General features: G+C 35.8%; 18 protein-coding genes. 13 read left to right on the top strand and 5 right to left on the bottom strand.

Annotated elements, in window-relative coordinates; translation table 11 throughout:
* Positions 1 to 6: 6 nt before the first annotated feature.
* Both ACVWNY_RS16340 and ACVWNY_RS16345 read right to left on the bottom strand, forming a co-directional pair.
* A complete protein-coding gene (locus ACVWNY_RS16340; protein WP_454071999.1) occupies positions 7 to 453 on the bottom strand; it encodes a GNAT family N-acetyltransferase in 447 nt (148 codons plus the stop codon).
* On the bottom strand, positions 450 to 914 hold the full coding sequence (locus tag ACVWNY_RS16345) for an Rrf2 family transcriptional regulator (protein WP_218325651.1): 465 nt from the start codon (positions 912 to 914) through the stop codon (positions 450 to 452). The genes ACVWNY_RS16340 and ACVWNY_RS16345 overlap by 4 nt, the downstream gene beginning before the upstream one ends.
* A 484-nt stretch (positions 915 to 1398) precedes the next feature.
* Between ACVWNY_RS16345 and ACVWNY_RS16350 the strand changes: the two genes are divergently transcribed.
* From ACVWNY_RS16350 to ACVWNY_RS16360, 3 genes are read left to right on the top strand one after another with little or no spacing between them, the layout of a single operon-like run.
* A complete protein-coding gene (locus tag ACVWNY_RS16350) occupies positions 1399 to 1935 on the top strand; it encodes a hypothetical protein (RefSeq protein ID WP_454072000.1) in 537 nt (178 codons plus the stop codon).
* 9 nt (positions 1936 to 1944) lie between these two features.
* The gene (locus ACVWNY_RS16355; RefSeq protein WP_454072001.1) at positions 1945 to 2739 is read left to right on the top strand and encodes a hypothetical protein; all 795 of its coding nucleotides are present in this window, start codon (positions 1945 to 1947) and stop codon (positions 2737 to 2739) included.
* 12 nt (positions 2740 to 2751) lie between these two features.
* The gene (locus ACVWNY_RS16360; protein WP_454072002.1) at positions 2752 to 8067 is read left to right on the top strand and encodes a hypothetical protein; all 5316 of its coding nucleotides are present in this window, start codon (positions 2752 to 2754) and stop codon (positions 8065 to 8067) included.
* Between the two features lie 44 nt (positions 8068 to 8111).
* Here ACVWNY_RS16360 and ACVWNY_RS16365 read toward each other — a convergent pair whose 3' ends face one another.
* Positions 8112 to 9083, bottom strand: coding sequence for a VOC family protein (locus ACVWNY_RS16365; protein ID WP_218325655.1), 972 nt, complete (start codon positions 9081 to 9083; stop codon positions 8112 to 8114).
* A gap of 40 nt (positions 9084 to 9123) precedes the next feature.
* Here ACVWNY_RS16365 and ACVWNY_RS16370 point away from each other — a divergent pair, with 40 nt between their 5' ends.
* The 3 genes from ACVWNY_RS16370 (at position 9124) to ACVWNY_RS16380 (ending at position 12622) form a co-directional block, all read left to right on the top strand.
* A complete protein-coding gene (locus ACVWNY_RS16370; RefSeq protein WP_218325656.1) occupies positions 9124 to 9705 on the top strand; it encodes an alpha/beta hydrolase in 582 nt (193 codons plus the stop codon).
* A gap of 74 nt (positions 9706 to 9779) precedes the next feature.
* Positions 9780 to 11234, top strand: coding sequence for a helix-turn-helix domain-containing protein (locus ACVWNY_RS16375; protein ID WP_218325657.1), 1455 nt, complete (start codon positions 9780 to 9782; stop codon positions 11232 to 11234).
* 272 nt (positions 11235 to 11506) lie between these two features.
* Entirely contained in the window at positions 11507 to 12622 is a 1116-nt protein-coding gene (locus ACVWNY_RS16380) for a tyrosine-type recombinase/integrase (protein ID WP_218325658.1), read from the top strand.
* A 43-nt stretch (positions 12623 to 12665) separates the two neighbouring features.
* Here ACVWNY_RS16380 and ACVWNY_RS16385 read toward each other — a convergent pair whose 3' ends face one another.
* Together ACVWNY_RS16385 and ACVWNY_RS16390 are read right to left on the bottom strand one after the other, a co-directional pair.
* Positions 12666 to 13649 carry a hypothetical protein gene (locus ACVWNY_RS16385; protein WP_218325659.1) on the bottom strand — a complete coding sequence of 328 codons (984 nt, stop codon included), beginning with the start codon at positions 13647 to 13649 and terminating at the stop codon, positions 12666 to 12668.
* A gap of 73 nt (positions 13650 to 13722) precedes the next feature.
* Entirely contained in the window at positions 13723 to 14493 is a 771-nt protein-coding gene (locus ACVWNY_RS16390; RefSeq protein WP_218325660.1) for a glycyl-radical enzyme activating protein, read from the bottom strand.
* Between the two features lie 151 nt (positions 14494 to 14644).
* Between ACVWNY_RS16390 and ACVWNY_RS16395 the strand changes: the two genes are divergently transcribed.
* The 7 genes from ACVWNY_RS16395 to ACVWNY_RS16425 all read left to right on the top strand — a co-directional run bounded on the left by ACVWNY_RS16395 (position 14645) and on the right by ACVWNY_RS16425 (position 23184).
* Entirely contained in the window at positions 14645 to 15388 is a 744-nt protein-coding gene (locus ACVWNY_RS16395) for a DeoR/GlpR family DNA-binding transcription regulator (RefSeq protein ID WP_218325661.1), read from the top strand.
* Between the two features lie 115 nt (positions 15389 to 15503).
* Positions 15504 to 17948 carry a glycyl radical protein gene (locus ACVWNY_RS16400; RefSeq protein WP_218325662.1) on the top strand — a complete coding sequence of 815 codons (2445 nt, stop codon included), beginning with the start codon at positions 15504 to 15506 and terminating at the stop codon, positions 17946 to 17948.
* 11 nt (positions 17949 to 17959) lie between these two features.
* Complete coding sequence (locus tag ACVWNY_RS16405) at positions 17960 to 18640, top strand: fructose-6-phosphate aldolase (protein WP_218325663.1); 681 nt, start codon at positions 17960 to 17962, stop codon at positions 18638 to 18640.
* 370 nt (positions 18641 to 19010) lie between these two features.
* Positions 19011 to 19361, top strand: coding sequence for a MerR family transcriptional regulator (locus ACVWNY_RS16410; RefSeq protein ID WP_218325664.1), 351 nt, complete (start codon positions 19011 to 19013; stop codon positions 19359 to 19361).
* Positions 19362 to 19536: 175 nt separating this feature from the next.
* A complete protein-coding gene (gene aspD, locus ACVWNY_RS16415) occupies positions 19537 to 21138 on the top strand; it encodes an aspartate 4-decarboxylase (protein ID WP_218325665.1) in 1602 nt (533 codons plus the stop codon).
* A 9-nt stretch (positions 21139 to 21147) separates the two neighbouring features.
* A complete protein-coding gene (locus tag ACVWNY_RS16420) occupies positions 21148 to 21876 on the top strand; it encodes a GntR family transcriptional regulator, LSA1692 subfamily (RefSeq protein ID WP_218325666.1) in 729 nt (242 codons plus the stop codon).
* Positions 21877 to 21888: 12 nt separating this feature from the next.
* On the top strand, positions 21889 to 23184 hold the full coding sequence (locus ACVWNY_RS16425; RefSeq protein WP_218325667.1) for a Sapep family Mn(2+)-dependent dipeptidase: 1296 nt from the start codon (positions 21889 to 21891) through the stop codon (positions 23182 to 23184).
* The last annotated feature ends 169 nt before the right edge of the window (positions 23185 to 23353 follow it).

Here is a 23353-nt window from a genome sequence, read left to right on the forward strand (position 1 = left end):
ATGAGGTTAAAGCTTTTCCTTATGCAAAACTTCTTCTAAGTGGCCAAATTTGTCTTTGGTCTCAGCTATTTTTTGGTAACCAAGCTTTTCATATAAACGACCTGTCTCGCGGGTCATTATATAAGCCTCGTGAAAACCTACTTGAATCAATTTTTCTTCGGCTTTTTTCACCAATAATTCACTTAAATGTTGTCCTCGATAATCTTCATGAACAAAAACCAATCCAATAAATGGTGTCCAAGGGGAGTTTTCTAACAAATCTTCTTTTAAAACAGCCACAAAACCAACTAATTTTTCCTGATCGCTTAAAATTAGGACTTGCTCCCAATCTGTTAATTTTTGATCCTCTAGTAATTCAGTTAAATGAGCTCCAGCCGGCCAGCTGATATTTTTGATTTGTTCGATTAAACTCGCTGATTGGGGTTCCTTTTGTGTTAACCAGACTTCTCTCATAAAAAGCGAGCCACCAATTCTTTATTTTCTGGTCGCCGTTTCGTTTCCAATTGAGAAATATCACCGATTACTTCTGCTAAAGTAATTTGCTTCATTTCATTTTCGACTTGTTTTTGTAAAAAGCTATATTTTTCATTTAGGACATCTTGAATATTGGCACCAATAACACAGTTGGGATTAGTGGTTTCATCCACATGTAAGAGTTGATTATCGCCTTCAATCGCACGGTAAATATCGAAAAAAGAAATTTGATCAGCAGGTTTAGCTAAGCTGGGAGCGGCTTTTCCCGCTTGGGTTTTAATTAGACCAGCATTGCGCAATAAACCCATTAACTTTCTAACATTAGCTGGATTGGTCTCAACGCTTTTACCAATCATCTCGCTAGACAAATTTGTTCCTTGGAAAATTTCTATATAAGCCATGATATGAATGGCATCAGAAAATCGAATTGAATATTTCATCTTCATTCCTCCCAATAAATTGCTCGTTTCATCATATCATATTTTTGTTAACAAATGTGTAAGTTTAAAATATACAGAAACCTCCTGATAAAACCAAGGAATATATTATTACTGAAATGCCAAATTTTAAAATATTTGCTTCAGCACTATAGAAGACTGACTATTTACAGCTATTTACTCATAAAATAACATAATGAATTACTTTCTTAAGTAGGCGCAGATCATATCAATTGATTAAAAAAACTTTTAACCCCCAAAGGTACCTCTATTTACTAGCTGAAGAAAATTCTATAGAGTAGTCTTCATATATTTTCCTATAAATGGAAAAAATCTTTTTATGATTAATTGAATTGTTATAAAGTGATATAGAAATTCCAAATTAAATACGTTATTATTAATATATAATAATGAAAATAAATATACGTAACAATTTATTTCGAAAATAACAATTAGTTTCCGCTAGCTAGCTAAGAAGGTGATAAAAATGTTGAAGGATTTGAAAACTAGACCGAATTTTAAACGAGTAGTAGCACTTTTGCTAGTCGTTGCTTTTGCATGCCTAATTGCTTTGACAAATGCGAAATTTTTATCAACATTTGGTTTAAAAAGTCCACAAGCTAGAGTCAGTTTTTTTTTAGGAGATCAAGAATTAATTCAGCCAATTAATGGAGAAGAACTTGCACCAGGGGAATCAAAAACTGACATCGACATTTTGTTAAGCAATCGGCAAGATTTCAAAAAGACCGAAGTTTCCATGACCTATACAATCAAGGTAAATAATTACGGTTCTCTACCTTTGACTTATCAACTATTTGAAGTAGCAGCTGATGGCGCAAAAACGGAAATAACTGATTTCAAAGATAATCTGAATCATAGTGAAAAATTAGGACCAGGAAATATTGCTGAAGCCAATGTCAATTATTGTTTGAGAATCCACTGGCCTGAGGAATACAATCAGCTGAAATATAGCAATGATTTGGAAGTTAGTCGTTTAACGATTCAAGCAGAACAAATGGACTAGGTGAGTGAGATGAAAAAAATTAATATTAAAAGAAAATATTTGCTACTCATAATTGGACTCGCTGTTTGCTTATTACTGGGAGGCATCCTTAGTTATGGGAAATTTTTTAGAAGCAACAAGGAAGATACACCTACAAAAGCGATTGAGATGTTTTTTACTAGTGATGTTTTAACACCAACCAGTGAAAATAATCAACCTGAACATATCGTAGTTGATTGGCAAGATGGTGTAACAAATAATCTAAGTTTTGAATTACATAATTATCCAGATTCACAACGTTTTACCAATCGGCCGATTCTATATGAATTATCTGCAGATCAGCCTGGAGTCAGTTTTAGAAGTAGTAATGGTCATGATTTCGAATTACCGGCATCAACGGCTAATACAAATCAACAAAGTCAAAAAATCGATGTTCAATTGGAAACTGATTTTTGGCAGACGAATGAAAAAGAAAAAACGGTTACTATCTCAGCAAGAGCAACAAAACCTTATGTAGAAACTCTTTCGGCAAAATTTTTAATTAAAAGGCAAGCAACGGGTTATCAAGTTAAAGTAGAGGACGAAGCCGATAGCCCTTATATAACTGTGACTATTACCGCCGACACGGCACAATCCTTGTCTTTAACCTGGGATGACAGCTTAGTTGTGCCAGATCAAACCAATGCCTGTTTTGTAGATAAGATTGAAAATAATGCGCTAACTTTAAAAGAAATACCTGCTGGTGGAGCTGTTACTTTTTATCTATTCAAATTTGACGAATCAAATAATTATAGTGATGTCGCAGATATTTTTAAAATCAATTAAGGGGGAAGACAAGTGAAAAAAAATAAAAAATTGAAACTGTTTTTAATGGCCGGTCTCTTGATTGTCTTTCCTATAATAAATTGTGGCGTTGCATTTGCGGAGACATTTACCACTAAGACGGTCGAATCAGTTAAAAAAAATGAGCAGGATACAACTGAGCATTCTGCTGAATCAGATTCTGCAATAGATAAAGATTTGCCGGTTGTAGAAATACCCGAAGCAGCAGAAAGTACAGATGAGATTGTCCCTCAAGCAACGGACGTGCCATTTTCAGCTTCTTTAGGAGAAATGAATAATGGTGAAGTAAAATTGCGGGAAGCTGATGACACAACTGAAAAAGCTAATGTTAAATGGGAATTATTAAAAAATGATGGATACATTTTTAGTCTGCGATTAGATGGTTATGTACCGAGTACGACTCCCAGTACACGCCAGATTGAAGTAAAAATTCCTCAAGGGGTCATTGTAACCTTGGCTGATTTACAAAGAATTGTCCAAGAAAATACCAATGTGACTGCATGTGATGTGGTTGATAAAAGTGCAACAGTCGTTTATCAATTTGACACGAATTTTAAACAATCTGTTTTCGTAGATCAATATAATGGTAACAATAATTTTTCACAAAACCAGGTAACTGATGGAACCATCGTGTTCTCAATCGCTCCAGTGGCAACAACTGTTGGTTTTAGTTTTAATTTGATTCCTAATTATGAAGATGCCAGCTCTAATAGTCCCAATTATTGGACCGGTGTTTCAGGGGACAGCTTAACTCGTAATCAACCGATCAATGTAAAATTGTTAGATGACCAGACTGTGGTGAAGGACTTAATATTAGATGATATTGTGATCCCAAGTACTGTTAACTACTCAGTAGTAACTGGTGATCCTTCTGTTTCAGGCTCAACTAAACCCGGTTCTCAAGTATTGGATCAAGTGATGCAGATGTATATTCAACCGCGGGTTCGAAATAGTGAACGAGATTCAGACAATGCATACTATATGGGAAATGTAAGTTTTCATGCGTACTTGCCCTATAAAAAACTTGCCAACGGAAAATACTTATCAGCGACTTTAGATACTGCTAACATGAATCAGTGGATTGCTGATATCACTACTAGGAATGGCGGCAATGAGAAATTACGTTATAAGCAAGAGCGGCAAACGGATGGTCGGATTATTTTGACTTATTATTTTGTTGATCAGACACAAGAATACTTGCTAAGAGTGATGAATCTACAAATGTTTTATACTTATCCAAGTGCAGTAAATGAAAATGGTGACCGATTTGAAACAGGGGATAAGATTTTCTATACAAATCAAAATTTAGGTCGAACATTTCACAATTATTTTTATGATGAAAACGGTCAAAGGGAATTAAGAAAACGAGAAGTTGTTTCCTTAGGCGATTCCAGTGAAACAATGACGATTTCTGGTGATCAATTAGAGTTAGCTTATCTAAATGGATCGCCTAATCTGCTTTATAGTACTGTTTCCACTAAGGGAACTGAATCGACGGCCTTGTTAGGTTATTCATTGTTAACCAATCGTTCAACCGCTCAAGGGAATGTGAAAGTGAATTATCAGTTTGATACCGAAAACACCTGGAATTATGGTGTAACGACCGTTCAATATTGGACAGTTGATACTAATTATTCTGATGGAACGATTACTCGAGGGCGAGACTATACTTATAGTTTTGATTTTGTTTTACAGAAGAAAGGAACCAATCAGACAATCAGTGGCCGTTATGATTTGAAACCGAGTGAAGAATACAAAAATGTTAAAATCACTAAGTCAAATGGTCGACCTGCTAATTTACTAGGCTATGCTAATGAACGTTACTATTATTATGTTAATCGAGAAATGCTGGCAAAGGGTTTGTCGACAACTGACAAACAAGCTTTTGATGATTCTGGTGAATACTACATCAAAGATCTTTCCTATAATATGTATATTTCTGCTTCGGGGACATCAAGCTATATCAGTGGAGATACTGGCAGACCGCGAGAATCAGGGGGACAATATTATGGTTACACCTTTGGCGAGATTGGCGATCAAGCAATTGCTCGCTTTAATATTGTTGATCCTGCTGATAATACGAAAGAATTACTGACGAAAAGAGACTATCGAACCAGGATTATTAAATCCAGCCTGAGTGAAACAACACTGGATCTAACGCTGCTCCTAGATAATCAGATGACTGTCAAAAATGAAGCCGGTGTAAAGTTGACTGAATTAACTGAACCTGTTGGTATTGGTGAAAAGTTATCAGTTTCGGCGATAGGAATTCCTTGTTTTTACCCATATGGTGCGACCAATTATGCACCAGATCCGGTTTTTATTATCCGTACCCCAGTTGATTTTGATTTGTATACTGAATCGATTCGAGTAACTCAGGGCGGAGAAGTGCTAGATCGAACAATTGAGCCATTAGGCACACTGAGTGATGGCAGTAAAATATATTATGTTAAACCAGAAAACGGGAAAGGCATGGGTTATTACGATGAGAGTCGAGAACTTATCGGTGGACTGATTCAGATCGATTATGATATGGAAGTCAATCATGCAGTCCGTGGGGGGTCAATAGGTTATCGTGAGTTACTATTTATTGCAGATGAGCAATTTCAAAATGGTGGTTCTGGTAGCTATGCAAGCTATCGAGTAAACGACACTTTTGGCGTAAACGAACGGTTAAAAAGTTATGGTAAGACACCTTCGACTAAAATTAATAGCAATCTTTATGGCTTGATGACTTGTGGTGGTGATCCACGCTTTAACACAATTACAGCAGAAGTGGATAAACAGCTTTCTAATGAATTGATCGGAACTGGCACGACCGAAATTACTGACCCTCTGAATATAGAAAATGGTGGGGTGCTCGATAAAAAGGATGCCACCTTTGATTTAAGCTTTACCATGAGTAATACTAAGCAAAGCGGTTATGTCGATCATGATGGTCTGTTTGTTTTTTACATGCCAGTTGCTAAAGAAGGAATCCAGTCAGATTGGAATCCTGAACGAATAAATGAATTTTCTTTAGAGCTTACTGGCCCAGTTAAAATTACCAGCTCTTTAGGAATCAATTATCAAGTTCGTTATACCATTGCAACCGAGAATTTTGATAATCGAGGAACCGGATTTAACGGTCCAGCAGGTTACGCCGATTATCTTACTTACGATGAAATTGAGAGTAACAGTCAGCTAGATCAAGTAACAATGGTCAAAGTGGTGGCTGAATTAACGGCCGGTCAAGAGCATGTCATTCCTTTTGGTGAAGTGATGAATGCTCGGATGCCGCTTAAATTTGCAGAGAACAATTCGCAGGAATTTGGTCAGTACACTGGACAAATAACCAATTGGCGTCCTTATGTTATTCAATCCTACACTGCGAATGGATTTAAAAACGATTATCGGAGTGCTGGCTCGGAAAAAACGGTACGGATTCGATATCGTCCTGAAGAGCAAGTTCGAGATATATGGGCTTATAATGAAAATGATTATCAAGGTGGGGTTGCTCCTGGTGGAGAAATCTTATCGAAACAGACCAGCGTTAAGTTGCCTGACTTTAACAAAAATTTTAATCTTGAACTGAATAAATTTAATAATGATAGCTTAATCAATATGAATTTGGCAACCGTTACGGATATTGTAACTACGCCCAATCGACCTGTTTCTTATGGAAACACTACTTTTGCTTTTGCAACAGATTTAAATGGCACAGGAAATTTAACTAATCCCGATATTTACCAAGCGTATGGAACGAGTGGACAAAATATTCAACTGGGAGCTACTACCTCTAGTGGTAATACTCTGCGTTATCAAATATATAATGCCGATAATATTAATGATCCTTCAGGTAATCGACAAATAAGGGTGACTTATCACTCAATTGATGGCAATGGCAAGCCAACTGATGATGTCGCCTTCACGGTTCTTTTAAATATTAAACGTAAAGTTTCTGCGGTGGAGGCGGAGACAGCTCTAATCGCAGGAAAGGTCTATCGTGAATTTCCAAATTTAGCGTCTAATATTAAGACTACTTTAACTGATGGTGCTTTTACGACACAGTTTGCTTTGGAGGCACAAAATTTCCCAACATTTAGTGGCAAGGACGCTTCGGTATTTTTAGTCTTTGGTGATGAAAATGTGGGCGCAGGTTTACCGCCAGATGGAAGTTTCTTGTTAAAGGTACAATCAAGCTATGAAGACAATGGCGAGAAAAAATTAGTGACGCCAGAGTATTTTTACTACAAAAATAAATCGGGTAGCACCCAACAAGAAATTTCTTTGACAGAATTTACAAAAATGGGTACCGATCAGAAAATGACCTTAGCTGATATTGACCGACAAATAGAAGCCGTTAGAAAAACTGGGATGGTAAACGGTAAGTTATCTTATTTGATTGTGAGTGATTTTGCTAATGGTCACGCTGAGGAAGTCAGTGAAAATACAATTAACCTAAAATACGAAATAGATGATGGATCTAATGCACCACAAACAGCACCAAAATATTCAATTGAAGCTAAACGAAAAATTTCTAGCGCTATCACTAAGCCAGCAATTAATCAGGTTTATGAGCAATCAGAAGCGATTGAAGTTGATGGACGGTTTGAATTAGATAGCTTAGGAACAGTTATTGATGCTTATAATTTGAATAAATCACTAGGACTGAATGTTAGGTTATTGAAAGATGGGCAAGCGATTGATTGGCCACAAGGGACTTTGCTTGATAATAACGGTGAAATTATCACACCGCGGGTGATTAATAGCGATTTGCAATTTATTTATCCAGTTGCAGCAATTGGAAATACTAACAGCATAGCTTATGATTTTTCAATTATAACTGAGATGCTACCGTTAGCTGTTGGTGACTATTCGTTAGAAGTTACTAGTCTGAAGAGTTTATCGACAACTCATCCACTAAATGGTGATAGTATTTCCAAAATGATGATTTCATTTACGGTTAAGGCAAAAGTACCAACTGGTTTGCGAGTTCATTCAGATTTAAAACGACGAGTTATTTACAATCAAACTAGCAATCAAAAGACTCAGTTGACCTTAGCATATGAAAACTTGACAACAATTGAGGCTGTACTAGAGAAAAAAAATAGTCTTGGAAATTATGAAGTTATACCCAATACAGCTGATATTATTACTAGCCCATTGACTGTAGCTATTAGTGATACCAATTTAGATATAAAATTTAACACAATAGAAGCGAGTGACAATGGTGAGTATCGAATTTCTTTTACAGGATATAGGGACTCAGAAAAAGTAGTTGCGACAGCATGGACATTTATTGTGTGGGATCAGCCGACAAATAATTAAAAAATCTGAGAATGAAAAAAAGCTGCGACCCGCGTCGCAGCTTTTTATTCGTGTCTTTGTTCGGCCAATGTAGCTTCAGTTTGTGCTCTAATATCACTTAGATAATGGGGCAAATATAAAGGAATATCTTCAAAATGAGTACTTTGATTTTCATAGGCAGATGGATCGATACTGCCTTCAGCCGTGGCAATCTCAATTAATAATTGATTGGGCTCACGATAATATATAGATTTGAAAAATTCTCGGTCTTTTACTCCAGAATTACGAAAATTCTTGGCTTGAATTTGCTGATCAATCGCTTCAAGCTCTGCTAAATTTTCGACACCAAAAGCGACATGGTGAATGCCACCGATACCTTGCACAGCAATTTCATTTTTGATATCTTGGATGATGTGTACTTCTTGATAGAAGTGACTGTTTTGGTTACCTAAGATAATTACTTCGTTTTGGCTAGTGAAGAATTTGGTACGATTAATTTCTTCCCAACCAGCTTGCAGTAATTCTGTTTTGGTGGCTTCGGCATATTGAACGCGCATCTGAATAGCTCCGATGCCAACGATTGCGTGCTCTATAGGGATGATGCCACTATCGTAAGGGAAAAAGTTTTCACGACTTTCAAAATCTTTTAAGGCAACCAAAGCCATTTGAGTATTATCTGGCGCATCAAAGCGTAGAATTGGTGCACCATTAAATTCTTCAATACCATATTGGCAAACGTCATGCTCTTCTAAGTAATTTTCCCAAAATTTTAAAGATTCAACAGAGGGTACTTTTAAAACAGTTCGTTCCAAAGTATTGGTACCAAAAGATTGTTCTTTTCCTTCAGAAATCTCAAAAAAAGTTAACTCAGTACCGACTCGTTGTTGGTCATCGGAGAAAAAGAGGTGGTACATACTGTGATCATCTTGATTGATCGTTTTTATTAGCAGTTTCAATCCTAATAGATTATGATAAAAGTTGAAAGTAGGTTTTACATAACGATTAATAATTGAAATATGATGAATTTTTACAGACATACAAACAGTCCTTTCACAAATAATTGGAGGTAATCTTATCATGACATATTTTTTTCAAAAAGGCACCAATAAACAACTAATTGTCGCTTTTCACGGAACCGGCGGTAACCAGTACCAATTGTTAACTACTACGGCAGCGTTATTTCCTGAAGCGAGCTTAGTTAGTTTCCTAGGTAACGTGGGTAAGGCTGAAAATCGCCGTTTTTTTGCTCCCACTAAAAATGGGCAACTAGATCGTACAGAATTTGATGGTCGCACCCTTGAATTTATTGAAAATGAATGGCCTCAGATTGAGACAACCGACTATGAAGAAATTATTTTTATCGGTTATTCTAATGGTGCCAACTATATTTTAGGTTTATTAGAGAAGAACCCAGCGATTGCGGACACCGTGATTTTACTGCACCCGAGCGATTTGAATTATCAATTTGTTGGGCTAAGAGAGACACCCCGTATTTTATTAACAACAGGTTCACAAGATGAGTTAAGTTTAGCTGGAGATTTGGTGAAGTTAGAAAAACAGTTGGAAAATCATTTTACTGATGTCGAATTATTGATTGTTGATGGTGGGCATGGATTAGAAGCGGAAGAAATTACCAGGTTAAAGAAATATTTTAAATAAAATAGGACAACTACTTAAAAGTGTAAGACTAGAAAGTTTTACACTTTTTCTATAGATAAAAAGGTGAGTGGAAAATGCTACTGCGAGACTTATTGAATAATTATGAAAAGAGACAGTTGCAGGCATTGGATTTGTTATTACGTCGTCCATACACAACAAGCCAACTATGCCAAGCTTTACATGTTTCGCGAGATACAGTAAAAGAAGACTTAATCCAGCTTAAAGCGTATGAAAAAACTGTCAATGCGAAAATCTCAATGGAGAAAATCAACGGTTATTATCATATTAAATCTTTTGGAAAACTTTCAAATACTGAAATTAATCACTATTTTTTACAACATTCATTAAGTTATGAAATTTTGATATACATATTATTACATGGGGAATACCAATTAGACATAATGAGCACAGATTTAAATACCTCAGTGGCAACAGTGATTCGAAAGATTCGACAGTTAAACCAAATATTAAAAGAGTTTGAATTGACGATTGCAGGGGGGAAAGTGCATGGAACTGAGCTGCAAATCAGATATTTTTACTATCTTCTAATCTGGTACAGTAAAGACTACCAACAAAAAAAAGAGCTTTATTTAGGGTACAGCGGTAATCTGATACAACAACTTAGAGTAGATTTAAATTTTGTATTGTCTGAGCAAGAAGAAATTAAACAGAGTATCTGGTTTTATGTTACTAAGAAAAGATTTGAAAATAGACAAATATCAGATCAGTCAGTTTCTTTGGAAAAAAAATATCCGCCAAAAATTATTACTGGGCTTGAAAGTATTCTCGAGTCCCATTACAAAAATAACGGTATTTTTTGGGATGAACAAGAAACAATTTCCTATCAATTATTCTTGTTTGTGACGACTGAAATTTATGAAAACAAAGACAAATTTTTAGAATTATATCAAAAGAACATTGATTACTTAACGGCATTAAAAGTGACTAATGACGAAGTCTCTGAAAAATTATGGGAAAATTTAATGATTCAACGGACTAGTTTGCTAAAAGAACTGTTAGATATGACCATTTTTAAAATTAACTTGTGGGGTTACTATTTTCCAGGATTCATCGATATTTTCCAATACGAAATGAAAAGTACCAGTCAACCAGTGAAAAAAAGAGTAGACGCAGCGATGAAAGTGGTTGAAAAAAGATTGCAGATCGATTCTCAAGGCAATGGGCAAATGATGGCGAAATATTTTGGTGCTTTATTAGAAAATAATATTAAAGCAACTGGTTTTTCTTTGACAGTTGCCTACAATACTGGTTGGGATGATTTTATTACCGAAGAAAAAATAAGAAATATTTTATCCAGTATCGAATGGACAGTAAATCTGAAAATCATGCGCTATGAAGAGGGGAAAAGCTTTGATGTGATTTTATCAGACAGCAATCGAGATTTTGAAGGTATACCCTCAGAAAGAATCTATATTTTGTTGTCCCTAGTTTTTGGGTTAAATGTTGACCGACAAGAATTGAGTCAATTTATTAAGACTCATTATGAGAATAAATTAGAAGGTGTGTAGCAAGTGAATGCTATACACCTTTTTTGTTATTTAAAAAATCAGAAAAAAGATAATCACTTTTTGTTTTTTTTTACGATTTATTGAGAACCTCAGGGCATAAAAATGTTTATAATGAATAAATGAGAAAATGTCTCTAAAAAGGTAATCATTTTGTTTTTTTTATACCGATGCTTGATTAAAAAATAATGGATTGATAAAAATTACAAATTATTGTAAAGATACGGAGTGTTTTTTTAAAATTTTATTCCGATAGTATTTAAGGAGGATATTCCATGACACAAATAGGGGAAAATATTTATAGGAGAAAAGATGGTCGCTGGGAAGGGCGCTATATCAAAGATAGAACTGAAGCAGGGAAAATAAAATACGGCTATATTTATGGTCCAACTTTTCAACAAGTGAAAGAAAAACTAAAGACGCAATCCACTCGTTATCAAAAGCCGAAAGCTTCTGATGATGATAATCAGATGAAGCTAATCGAGTGGATTGAAATTTGGCTGAATGAAAACAAAGAATATTTAAAACCTTCCACAAGAGATAGCTATGTATTTAAAATGAATCAATATATTATTCCTTACCTGGGAGAGCTGGAATTAAACGAGTTATCTAACGCAACAATTCAGACATTGGTTAATCAATTACAGCGGGAAGGCCGCTCTACTAGTACCTTGCGGGTCACGTTTGGAATCTTAAAAAGATGCTTAACTGCTGCAGTAGTAAGTGAAATATTACTTCAGTCACCTTACCAAAAAATAGTTTTTCCCAAGGCTAAAGCTAATAATATTCATGCATTAAGCCGTTGGGAACAAAAGAAATTGGAAATGGTAGTGAAAAGCGATGGCGCCTTACCTAGTTTTGCAGTTTTACTTGCCTTGCGAACGGGTATGCGTATCGGTGAAATAGCGGCTTTACACTGGCAGGATATTGATTTTAGCGACAATAAAATATTTGTCCGACATACAATTACTCGAGTAAACTCACCAAAACAAGGGAATAAAAAAACAAATTTGACGATTTCTACACCTAAAACACTCTCGTCTCTTAGAGAAATTCCAATTAGTTCACAATTAAAAGCCGAGCTGCTTAAATATAAAAAACAAACACCAATCCACGAATTTATTTTTTCCAATTCTCCAAAACCCTATGATCCAAGACTGCTAACCTACTATTTTCATAAAATCAGAAGAACAGCAGACCTAGAACACATTACGTTCCACCAACTTCGTCACACTTTTGCAACTCGTTGTTTAGAATCAAAGGCTGATATAATGTCAGTTAGTGCAATTTTGGGTCACGCTTCTACCCAGATGACATTGGATATTTATGCTGATTCATTATTTGATGAACGGCGAAAAACGTTGGCAAAAATGGAGAAATCATTACAATAAAAAAAGACGCCATTAGTAAAATTTACTAGTGACATCTTTTTGACTAATAGCCCATTCCACGAAGAGTTTCGGTAATAAAATCTTGGTAGTCTGAATATTCCGTCATTAAATTTGTGGCTGCAAAGTTAACAGCTGCTGGAGTACTTTGCACACTATTTGGATCGCCGCCTTCAGCTGCAATTTGTTGCTGGTATTGTATAGCATCTGCTTCTGCTTGATTTAAGCGGTTGACAATATCTGCTCGAATTGTGTCGCCCGCAGGAACTTGTGATGGTTGGTTAATAATATTTTGGCCAGCATAAGTCACAGTGAAACCATAAAGCGCCCGCTGATCGCCAAAATTTGAGAAGACATTACTAAAAGTCGTTGTTGCTCCCGCCACTAGTTCGCGACTTTCTTGATAGTTTGCACCGATTGTATCGGCGCCATAAGTTTTATCTGCATAAATAAAGCCAAATTGTCCAGAATTTACTCGAATGGCTTTATTGGTTTGATTGGTGACAGTAATACTAACGTTAGAAGTAGAATCAGCCCCACCATTGCTCAAACTAAAGCTAGCCGCCAAATCATTACCTGTGGCATCAGACGTAGTTGTTTCCGATGTTTTAGTCACTTTAGAAGAGCTGGTAACGGTTTCTAGGCCATCATAAATATTTTTCAAACGTTTGAAAGCCATATTTTTTTTATCCAATAACAAGTTGGAACGCTCAATCGTGTCTTTGATTTCGTCTGTTTGATTGTCGTCTTGTAATTGGATAACTTCTTGGAGTAATTTTATTCCTTTAATGTCTTTTCGAATCCGATTTTTATTAGCACCGTCGTGATTCAATGCACTTTGCAAGGCTTTAATCGCTTGTTTATATTTTTTTTGATTGTAAAACTTTTGCGCACGTTTTACATAAGTATCGATATCTATTTGAGAAGAACTAATTGTAGTTGTACTCTCTGTTGTTTCTGCGCGATTCCCACAAGCGCTTAATGTAAACAGAGCCAACAAACTCATTAAAAAAAGCAGCCTTTTCTTCATCATCTCACATCCTGTTCAGTTTTTCTTACCTTAAATGTACCATAAACTAAACAAGGATGAACGAATATTTTTATTAGATATGACAATTAATCCCGTGAGCTTCCATAATCTCTTGAAAGTAAACCAATTCTTCTGGTTGAATTTGCGGTACATCGTGCATTTGATAAGAGCGATCTAAATACTGGTATTTTTTTTCGCCAAATTGATGGAAGGGCAGTAACTCAACTTGTTTAATCTGCATGTCTTGAAAAAGTTCGGCGAATTTTTGGGCATTCTCTTCGCCATCATTATATTGGGGAATCACCGGAATTCTGACAATCAAATGAGGGTGATGAGCAACTGCTTCAGCCAAGTTTTTTAAAATAGGTTGTAATGATACGCCAACACCGGCCTTGTGAGCCGCTTCATCATGATGCTTGACATCAAAATACAATAAGTCAACTTGAGCGATAAATTTTTGAAAAACTTCAAATCGCGCGAAGCCAGTTGTTTCACTAGCAGTATGGATATTTTTTTCCTTTAATTGGCGCAAAAGTTCCGTGGCAAAGTTGGCTTGGTACAATACTTCACCACCAGATAAGGTAACACCTCCGCCAGATTCTTCATAAAAAACTTCATCCTTCATTACTTCAACAATAATTTCTTCAATTGATTTGTATTCTCCCACTGTAGTAAAAGCTTTTTTAGATTGGTCCCACATTTTTTCTGGGCGACCATTTTGTGATTCAGGATTGGCACACCAATAACAACTTAATGGGCATCCTTTGAAAAAAACAACTGTTCGAATACCAGGACCGTCGTGGATGCTAAATTTTTGAATATTAAAAATACAAGCTGGTTCCATTTGTCAGGACTCCTTCCAAAGTTCAACTTCATTTTAGCAAATAAAAACCTATTCGTAAACAATAAAAGTTTCAAATGAAACTAACTTGTTGTGAAAATTTGTTCCTCTAAATTTTTTGTGTTATGCTAATGAAGCAGAAATGAGGGATTAAATGTCTAGAGAAGAAGAGATTATTGCGATTGTCAGTCAAGAAAAAAAAATACAAGTGAATCAATTGGCAGAACAATTAAATGTTTCTCAAGTGACGATTCGAAAAGATTTAGATAAATTAGAAAGTCGTGGAATTATTCACCGCCAGCACGGCTTTGCCTTATTAAATAATAGTGATGATATTAATTTTAGACTGGCACAAAATTACGATTTGAAATTAAAAATTGCCAAAGAAGCCGCTAAATTAGTCAATGATGGTGACGTTGTAATGATTGAATCTGGCTCAACTTGTTCTTTATTAGCAGAAGAATTAGCTTATCGGAAAAAGGATATCACGATTATTACGAATTCTTGTTTTATTGCTTCATATGTAAGAAAAGCTGATTCAGTTAAAATAGTTTTATTAGGAGGAGAGTACCAAAAAGAATCTCAGGTCAATGTAGGTCCTTTAGTAGAAAGAATTGTTAGCGAATTTCATGTGGATCGTTTATTTATCGGGATTGATGGCTTTGATCCGAAAAGAGGTTTTACTGGTAGCGATATTACTCGCTGCAACACGACTCGAGTATTGGCAACCGCCGCTGAAGAAACAATTATATTAACTGATGCATCTAAGTTTAACCAGTCTGGAGTGATTAAAGAATTTGATTTTAATGAAATTAGCCAAGTCTTTACAGATCAACGAATTACTGATGAAGTAGTCACGTTTTTAACTAAAAGAGAGATCACCGTATCAACTGTTTAAACCAACCATTGCGGTTGGTCTTTTTTTTAAATATTTATTGACGAAAAGTTTGTTCACATGTTATCATAGTTTCGAAAGTAATATAAAAATATTTCAAATGAAATGAGTGAAGAAAATGAATCCAGCAGTAAAAACAAACCCAACTGTCGAAAATCCGTCTCATTTTGGCTATTTAACCGAACGTATGAACAATTACCGTGAATCTGTATTAACAAAAAAAGCTTATATTGATGCTGAACGGGCCTTATTAGCAACTGAGTCTTATCAAGAGCATCAAAACCAACCAGCAGTGATGAAACGTGCTTTGATGTTACAGAATATTTTAGAAAATATGTCGATTTATATTGAAGATGAAACTTTAATTGTCGGTAACCAAGCTTCCGGAAATAAAGATGCTCCGATTTTTCCAGAGTATACTTTAGAATTTGTTTTGAATGAACTTGATTTATTTGATCAACGAGATGGTGATGTCTTTTATATTACTGAGGAAACAAAAGAACAACTTAGAAGGATTGCACCCTTCTGGGAAAATAATAATCTACGGGCGCGAGCAGGTGCTTTATTACCAGATGAAGTAAATGTTTTCATGGAAACAGGTTTCTTCGGTATGGAAGGTAAGATGAATTCAGGGGATGCCCATTTGGCTGTCGATTACCAAAAAATGTTAGCAGTTGGACTCCAAGGCTACGAACAACGAGCCCGTGAAGCCAAAGCAGCGTTAGATTTGACCCAACCAGAAAACATTGACAAGTATCATTTTTATAATTCAGTATTTATTACTATTGATGCAGTTAAAACATACGCAGAACGTTTTTCAAAATTAGCTGCTAAAAAAGCAGAAGTAGAAACAGATCCGGCGCGTCGTGCTGAATTATTAGAGATCAGTCGCATTACCGCCAAAGTTCCTTATCAGCCAGCTGATACATTTCATGAAGCGATTCAAGCGGTATGGTTTATTCAATTAATTTTACAAATCGAATCTAATGGTCATTCATTATCTTACGGTCGTTTTGATCAATATATGAATCCTTACTTGGTGCATGATTTAGAAAAAGGAAAAATTACTGAAGCAGCAGCTGTTGAACTGTTAACCAATTTATGGATTAAAACGTTGACAGTTAATAAGGTCCGCAGCCAGTCTCATACTTTTTCATCAGCTGGCAGTCCGTTATATCAAAACGTGACGATTGGTGGACAAACCACTGACAAAAAAGATGCTGTGAACCAAATGTCTTATTTAGTATTAAAAAGTGTGGCTCAGACGAAATTACCGCAGCCGAACTTATCTGTTCGTTACCATGCGGGTTTAGAGCAGGACTTTATGAATGAATGTATTGAAGTGATGAAACTTGGTTTTGGCATGCCAGCCTTTAATAATGATGAAGTGATTATTCCATCGTTTAAAAATATCGGGGTCTCAGAAGAGGATGCTTACAATTATAGTGCGATTGGTTGTGTAGAAACGGCTGTTCCCGGAAAATGGGGCTATCGTTGTACAGGCATGAGTTATATGAACTTCCCTAAAATTTTGATGATTGCCATGAATGATGGGATCGATCCAGTTTCGGGCAAACGATTTGTCAAAGGCTATGGACATTTTAGTCAAATGAAATCCTACGAAGAGTTATCGGAAGCCTGGGATAAAACGGTGCGAGAATTGACTCGGATGAGTGTAATTGTTGAAAATGCGATTGATCTTGGGTTAGAACGAGAAGTACCAGATATTTTATGTTCAACTTTAACAGAAGATTGTATTGGCCGCGGAAAGACGCTAAAAGAAGGTGGCGCAATCTATGACTTTATTTCTGGTTTACAGGTAGGAATTGCTAACTTATCTGACTCATTAGCTGCAATTAAACAATTGGTTTTTGAAGAACAAAAAATGACAACTAGCGAACTTTGGGAAGCCTTAATGAATAATTATCAAGGAGAGCGAGGGCAAGAAATTCAACAAATGATTCTTCATGATGTCCCTAAATATGGCAATGACGATGATGCGGTTGATTGCTTGGGAACCAAAGCTTATGATAGTTATATTGAAGAAGTTAAGAAATATCCTAATACTCGTTATGGTCGTGGACCAATTGGTGGGGTGCGTTATTCTGGGACCTCATCCATTTCTGCTAATGTGGGACAAGGAAAAGGAACAATGGCGACACCAGATGGGCGAAACGCTTGGACGCCGCTAGCAGAGGGCTGTTCACCAACGCATAATATGGATAAAAATGGTCCAACCGCCGTTTTAAAAACAGTGGCCAAATTACCTACTGAAGAAATCATTGGCGGCGTGTTACTGAATCAAAAAGTCAACCCGCAAACTTTGGCTAAAGAAAGTGACAAACAAAAATTAATTATGTTATTGAGAGCATTTTTCAATAAGCTACATGGCTATCATATTCAATACAATGTTGTCAGTCGTGAAACCTTAATTGATGCTCAAATTCATCCAGAAAAACACCGCGATTTAATCGTGCGGGTAGCCGGATATTCAGCTTTCTTCCATGTATTATCAAAAGCCACTCAAGATGATATTATTGCGCGAACAGAACATACTTTATAGGAGTGAATAAGATGAAATTTTTATTAGACACAGCTAACTTAGAAGATATTCAGCAATACAATCAGACGTTACCAATCGCTGGTGTAACCTCTAATCCTTCAATTATAAAAAAGGAAGGGAAAATTGATTTTTTCAATCACATGAAAAAAATTCGGGAAATCATTGGAACGGACAAAACTTTGCATGTTCAAGTAATTGCCGAAGATTATGAAGGTATGATCAAGGATGCAGAAGCAATCTTAGCTAAAATTGATCAGCAAGTCTACATTAAAATACCGACTACTGAAGCCGGTATTCAAGCGATGAAAGAGCTGAAACGTCGTGGAATCAATGTGACTGCAACGGCGATTTATACTAAAATGCAAGCTTATTTAGCAATCGCAGCAGGCGCAGATTATTTAGCACCGTACTTCAATCGGATGGAAAACTTGAATATTGATCCAAGAGAAGCAATTTTTGAGATGGCGGAAGAAATCAGTCGCACCAATAGTAAATCCAAAATTTTAGCAGCTAGTTTCAAAAATGTTGGGCAAGTGACTGCCGCATTAGAAAGCGGGGCACAAGCTGCTACCATGGGACCAGATATTTTGGCCGCAGCTTTCGCAATGCCATCAATCAATCAGGCTGTTTCAGATTTTTCAAAAGATTGGTCATCTATATTTGGTGAAAATGTAACAATTGCCGATTTATAATTTTCAATATTTAAAATAATATTTTTGAAATATTGCTGTCTTGTCAGAAAATATTGCAATTTCGGGAAATGTTTTGTTTGGTCAAAATAATTATAAATATTAAATCTTTTTGATTTATAAAAATAAGTATGATACAATAAGTTTGTAACAAGATAACCGCTTTCATTTTTGAAGAGTACACTTCCCCAAAAGCTGTTCCCACAGTTTGGTATACACTTCTCTGAACCCTAGCTCTTACGGAAATAGGAGCTAGGTATTTTTTTGTCTACCATAGCTAAAAAGCATAGATCGTTATTCAAGATAAGTATTGGTCAAAATGACTAAAAAGCTTTATGCTAACGTTAAGATTAAGAAAAGGAATGTGAATGCCATGAATATCTCTAAAGTAGCAGAAATGTCTGAATTGACGCCAGTGACTTTACGTTATTATGAAAAAGTTGGATTAATTCCACCGATTAATCGCAAAAGTGGTGGTGTAAGGGATTATTCAGAAGAAGATTTAGGTTGGATTGAATTTATCAAATGCATGAGAAATGCTGGCTTATCGATTGACTCATTAATTAACTATACTAATTTATATCAAATCGGTAGAGGAACTGAAGAAGAACGTAAAGAGATACTAAAGAAGGAAAGAGAACAACTGATGGAACGCTATCAGGAAATGGGCGAAACATTGGAGCGATTAAATTATAAAATTGCTAATTATGAAGCCATTCAATAAATTTTAACTGATGCAGTGATGCATCAGTTTTTTTGATATAGGATAGAAAAGGGTTACAAAGTATTAATAATTTCGGTCAGTTGAGTAAGAATTATCTTAGGAAACTTGAAATCTTTTCATTTATATTTAGTATATACTATATGGTATATACTTTTAATAATGTGAGGATGATTTTATGACCATGACAGACAATTGTACTGAACAAATGAGTCCCTTTGAATTAAGTTTATTTTTAGAAAAAGAAATTAGTAAAGATCCAAAGAATCGGCAAAGGTTATTAAACGCTGGGAGAGGAAATCCCAACTGGACAGCTCCGACGCCACGTGAGGCTTTCTTTTTGTTAGGACAATTCGCGACAATGGAAACCTTGAATACAGAGGGTGTTCTAACTGCTGGAATGATTTCAAAAGACAATGATGTAGATGAGCGTTTTGAAAAATTTTTAAGTACTCATCCGGGAAAAGGCAGCGATTTTCTTAAAGAAATTTGGCATAGTCAGGAAAATTATTTTGGTTTAATAAAATCTCAGTGGTTAAATCAAATCTTGGATTATTTAATTGGGGACAACTATCCTAACCCAGTGCGTTGTTTACCTGCTTGTGAAGAACCAATAAAAAATTACTTAAATCAGGAGTTGTTTTCTAATCAAGCGGTTCCTTTCGATATTTTTGCAGTGGAAGGTGGAACAGCAGGTATCTGTTATTTATTTGATACTTTATTTAACAACCATTTGTTAAATAAGGGAGATAAAATTGCGTTATTACTACCAACTTTTGCACCTTATTTAGAGATTCCTGAACTGCCTCAATACCATTTTGAAGTGGAAAAAATTCTTGCAGAACAAACAATTTTATCAGGGAAGACGACTTATCAATATAGTTCGGCAGAAATTGATCGTTTGAAAGACCCGCAAATCAAAGCGGTTTTTGTTGTTAATCCTAGTAACCCAACAGCAAATGCGATGTGTCAATCAACGATTGATCAAATCAAAGGAATTGTCGCTCATGACAATCCCAATTTAATGATTTTAACTGATGATGTTTATGGAACTTTTGTCCCAGAATTCCGATCACTGTTTACAGAGTTACCTTTTAATACAGCTTGTATTTACTCCTATTCAAAATATTTTGGCGCAACTGGCTGGCGAGTTGGTACCATTGCTGTGGCGAGAGAAAATATTTTTGACAAGTTGGTGCAGGAGTTGCCGAATGAGGTGAAAGAAAAGTTAAGATTGCGTTATCTTTCATTAAATGAACATCCACAGGAGACTAGTTTTATCGATCGGTTGGTTGCTGATAGTCGAGATGTGGCGTTGAATCATGCGGCCGGTTTATCCTCAGTCCAACAAGTGATGATGGCCTTGTTTAGTTTGTATTCATTGTTATATGAAGGACAAGCTTATAAAGAAGAAGTGATGGAAATTTGTCACACACGAGAAAAATTATTATTTGATAAATTGGGCATTGAAGAACCATTACCGGCTTTAAATACTGCTTATTATTGTGAAATCAATTTTAAAGATTGGACAGAAAAACGCTACGGAACAGATTTTTCCGATTATTTAAGTCAACGCTGGAATGTTACTAAATTTCTGACAACGCTAGCTCAAAATGAGCAATTGATGCTCTTAAAAGCCAATGCTTTCGGTAGCGATGATTGGTCAGTACGAATTTCACTAGCCAATTTAGCAACAAATCAGTATAGTGAAGTTGGAGATAGAATTATTCGTTTATCTGAAAAAATTAAAGATGAATGGCTAAAATCTAAACAGAAATAGGGGATTCATATGGAAGAAAAAAAAGCTACTCAAGCGATTTTTGATCAAGTTTCAGCTGAAATTGAAAAAAGAATTCGCGAGGGAATCTATGTTAGTTCGCAGAAGCTACCATCTGAATACGATTTAGCAAAGGAATTTAATTGTAGTCGTTTGACTATTCGTAAAGCGATTGATGATCTAATCAAAAAAAATATTATCGTAAAGCGTCGTGGAAAAGGTAGTTACGTGATGTCACAGCAAAAAATTCAAAGTGGTCGGGATGGTTTAGTTGGTTTTACCGAAGCGGCTAAAGCTTATGGCAAATCCAGTAAAACTGAAGTGATTTCCTTTGGCGTCTGTCAGCCAACAGAAGAGATGTTGAAAGCTTTGAATTTGACGAAAAATGATACTATTTATGAATTGGTTCGCCGCCGAATATTAGATGATGAACCAATGACAGTGGAAAAAACCTATTTACCAGAAGTTTATATCGCAGGATTGAAAAAAACTGATTTTGAAGGATCGCTATTCAAACAACTAGAAAAGAAAGTTGAGATTGCCTATTCCCATCAAGAAGTTGAAGCAATTTTAGTTGAACCAGAAATTTCAACATTGTTAGAGGTTCCGGTGGGAAATCCGATGTTGCAAGTCCATTCAGTGACTTATGCGATTGATGCGACCCCGATTTTATTTGATTTGTCTTATTATCGTGCAGATCGATATACATTTAAAAATACTTTGACTCGTTACAGCCATTAGGAGGCGCATTTTATGGATATTAGAGAATTAATTGAAGCCAATAAATTAGATTTTTATCAAGATTTACAAAAAGTAATGTCAATTGCTAGTGTTAAAGGTGCTGCCGAACCTGGAGCGCCGTTCGGTAAGGAACCAAGAGCTGTGTTGGAAATGGTCATGAATTTGGCAGCAGAGTATGGATTTTATACAAATGTTGTTGAAGATGCGGTAGGTTATGCTCAGTGGGGCGAAGATGATTCATATATTGGCGTTGTGGGTCATTTAGACGTAGTTCCTGCTGGCGATGGGTGGAATTATCCACCGTTTGATTTAAGTTTAACAAATGGACGTTTTTATGGTCGAGGCATTCTGGATAATAAAGGACCAATTATGGCGTGTCTGTTTGGGCTGAAATTATTAAAAGAAGCTGGCTTAGTTAACCGAAAAACTTTTCGAGTTATTTTTGGTACCGATGAAGAAAGTGGTAGCAGTGATCTGCCACTTTATTTAAAACATCAAAAGGCACCGATATTTGGTTTTACTCCAGATGGAAAGTATCCGGTTGTTTACGGTGAACGTGGTATTGTTAATTATCAAATTGAGACAGCTTTTTCAACAGATGAATTGGCATTACTAGGTGATTTTATTGGTGATCAGGCCAAAGACCATGTACCTGATGCATTAAGTCTGACAGTTAATGGTCAAGTGATCTCAGTTAGTGGAAAAAGAGCACCATCTAACGCTCCAGAGCTTGGTGAAAATGCCATTACGCTATTGGCGGAAAAATTAACGGCAGAAAAATTATTGACAGGAAAATTATTGGCTTACTTTACTTGGCTAAAAGACAGTTTGGCTGAAAAGCATCATGGCGAGGGTCTAGGATTAGCTTTTGAAGATGCAGATAGTGGAAAGCTAATGATCACCCCTTATGAACTCATCAAAACAGCTAATGGGTTGGCTTTGTCTGTAGCGATCCGTTATCCTATCTCGGTAACCGAAGAAGAAGTGACTAACACCTTAGAGAAAAATCTTTTTGCGGATAGTCATTTAAAAGTGGTACGACGGATTAAAAGTACCCAATTTCCTAAAGCCAATAAAAATGTTCAAAAATTATCTGAAGTTTACGAAAAAGCGACTGGTTTAGATGGGACACCTGTAACCACAACGGGTGCAACTTATGCCCGTTTCATGCCCAATATTGTTGCTTTTGGACCTTCTTTTCCAGGTCAAAAAGGAATTGCCCATAACAAAGATGAATATATGGATGAAATTGATTTATTAAAAAACATGGAGATTTACATGGCAGCAATTGTTGCTTTGAATCAATAGTATTTTTATGCCGCAGTTCTTATGAGCTGCGGCTTTTTTGTGTAGTTTGCCTTTTTGTCATTCGATTATTAGAGAATTTTCTAAAAGTTTATTTAGAAAAAAATGAAAAAATAGAATTATTTTTGTAATTAGTATATACAAAATAGTATATACTAACTATAATAAAGAC

This window comes from Enterococcus sp. JNUCC 77 (genome assembly GCF_054819945.1).